A 2859-nucleotide genomic window follows, 5' to 3' on the forward strand; every position below is an offset into this window, starting at 1 on the left:
CCATCGCACTTAGGGGAACCTTACCCAATCGGATTTGTGGCCAACACACCCGACGCGCACCCCAATGGTTGCGTGCGGCCACCGAGTCCGATGGACTACACCCATGACCGGGGCAAACCGCGCGGTCACTGCGAGTTGTCAACATGACGGAGGAATTGGTGAGCGGGACAGTCCTGGCCGGAATTACGAAGGGCCAGACGGTGCAAGAACTCGGCTACGACGACGATTGCGACGAGGATCTGCGAGCGGCGATTGAGTCCGCGATCGGTTCTGAACTCCTCGACGGGGACACCGACGAGGTCGTCGACGTGGTGCTGCTCTGGTTCCGCGAGGAGGATGGCGATCTGATCGATGCGTTAGTGGACTCGATCACGTCACTGGCCGATCAAGGCGTGGTGTGGCTACTGACCCCCAAGTCCGGCCGGGATGGTCACGTTGAGCCCGAAGATATCTCCGATGCTGCCCCTACCTCTGGCCTGCAACAGACGAGTAGCGTGAATGCAGCGGCGGACTGGCAGGGCACTCGCCTCGTCGCGCGACGCTCAGGCAGAGGCAAATAAGCACCAAGGACGGAGCCGGCAATGCCCGGAACCAACGCAGAACACAGCGGTAACCTCCCCAGCCAGTACGTGGACAACGATCCGGCCGAGAGCCGGGAGTGGATCGAGTCGCTCGACAGCGTCATCGATGAGGCCGGTTCCACCCGAGCGCGTTACCTGATGCGCGAACTCCTGCGTCACAGCGCCGAACGCGACCTTGGTGTCCCAGATGTTCGGCAAACCGACTACATCAACACCATCTCGCCTGAGGATGAGCCTGAGTTCCCGGGTGAGGAGGCGATCGAGCGCAGGATCCGCTCGATCACCCGCTGGAACGCCGCGATCATGGTGCACCGGGCGCAACGGCCGGGGGTGGAGGTCGGTGGCCACATCTCGTCCTACGCATCGTCGGCCGCGCTGTACGAGGTCGGTATGAACCACTTCTTCCGCGGACCGAACGCGTTGGGCGGCTCCGACCAGATCTTCTGGCAGGGTCATTCCTCCCCGGGCGCCTACGCACGGGCGTTCCTCGAAGGCCGTTTGACCGAGGACCGCCTGGACGGCTTCCGGCAGGAACTCAGCCATCCGGGTGGCGGCCTGCCGTCCTATCCACACCCACGGCTGATGCCGGACTTCTGGCGGTTCCCGACCGTCTCAATGGGCCTGGGTCCGCTGAACGCGATCTACCAAGCGCGGTTCAATCGATACCTGCGTGACCGTGGCATCAAGGACACCTCCGATCAGCATGTGTGGGCTTTTCTGGGCGACGGCGAGATGGACGAGCCTGAATCCACCGGGGCGCTCTCACTTGCCAGCCGCGAGAAGCTGGACAACCTTACGTTCGTCATCAACTGCAACCTGCAGCGCCTCGACGGACCAGTCCGAGGCAACGGGAAAATCATCCAGGAGCTTGAGGCGCTCTTCCGTGGCGCGGGCTGGAATGTCATCAAGGTCGTGTGGGGGCGTGGCTGGGATCCCCTGCTGGCCAACGACTCCGACGGCGCGCTGGTGGCACTGATGAATGCCACGCCCGACGGCGACTACCAAACCTATAAGTCCGAGGACGGAGCATTCGTCCGCGAGAACTTCTTCGGCCGTGATCCACGAACCGCCGCCCTCGTGGCGGACATGAGCGACGGAGATATCTGGCGACTGCAACGCGGCGGCCACGACTACCGCAAGCTTTACGCCGCGTACCGGGCGGCAACAGAGCACAAGGGGCGCCCCACGGTGATCCTGGCCAAGACCATCAAGGGCTGGACATTGGGATCGCACTTCGAGGGCCGCAATTCGACGCACCAGATGAAGCACTTGACCCTGGAGGATCTCAAGGTCTTCCGCGATCGGCTGCAAATCGACATTCCCGACTCGGAACTCGATGCGACGTTGCCGCCCTACTTTCATCCTGGCAAGGATCACGAGACCGTCGAGTACATGCTCGAGCGCCGCCGCGAACTCGGTGGCGGCATTCCCGCCAGAACCAATCGCGCCAAGCCGCTGGAGCTGCCTGGGGACAAGGCGTACGAGGTTCTCGAGCGGGGTTCGGGCAAGCAGCCAGTCGCCACCACGATGGCTTTCGTTCGGCTGTTCAAGGAGCTACTCAAAGACAAAAACATCGGCCCGCGGTGGGTGCCGATCATCCCGGACGAGGCTCGCACCTTTGGGATGGATGCGATGTTCCCGACCCAGAAGATCTACAACCCCGACGGTCAGCATTACCTCTCGGTAGACCGCGAGTTGTTCTTGTCCTACCAAGAGAGCACCTCCGGGCAGATCCTGCACGAGGGCATCAACGAGGGCGGCGCCACGTCGTCATTCATCGCCGCAGGCAGTTCCTACTCGACCCACGGCGAGCACATGATCCCCGTCTACATCTTCTATTCAATGTTCGGTTTCCAGCGAACTGCCGACCTGCTGTGGGCTGCGATGGATCAAATGACCCACGGGTTCCTGCTGGGAGCAACTGCCGGTCGGACCACCCTCAACGGCGAGGGTCTCCAACACCAGGACGGCCAGTCCCCGCTCATCGCGTCGACCAATCCCGCAGTCATCTCCTACGACCCGGCATTCGGCTATGAGATCGCCCATATCGTTAAAGACGGCCTTCGCCGAATGGTCGGACCGGATGCACAGAACGTCTTCTACTACCTGACGGTGTACAACGAGCCGTACCCACAACCGGCCCAGCCCGAGGGCGCCGACATCGACGGCATCCTCGCGGGGATGCACCTGATCGCCCAAGCCGACCCCGAAGCTGCCGGTGACCGCCGCGCGCAACTGCTCGCCTCCGGCCCTGCGGTCCAATGGGCACTACGGGCAA

Annotated in this window: 2 protein-coding genes; both read left to right on the forward strand. The window is 62.9% G+C overall.

Annotation, left to right across the window (positions count from 1 at the left end; translation table 11 throughout):
- Positions 1-143: 143 nt before the first annotated feature.
- Complete coding sequence (locus tag KAZ48_11690) at positions 144-560, forward strand: DUF3052 domain-containing protein (GenBank protein MBP7973453.1); 417 nt, start codon at positions 144-146, stop codon at positions 558-560.
- A gap of 21 nt (positions 561-581) precedes the next feature.
- Positions 582-2859 (forward strand): pyruvate dehydrogenase (acetyl-transferring), homodimeric type (gene aceE / locus KAZ48_11695; GenBank protein ID MBP7973454.1); only part of this gene is annotated, 2278 nt, incomplete at its 3' end.

Source organism: Candidatus Nanopelagicales bacterium (assembly GCA_018003655.1).
GTDB lineage: Bacteria > Actinomycetota > Actinomycetes > S36-B12 > UBA10799 > JAGNDY01.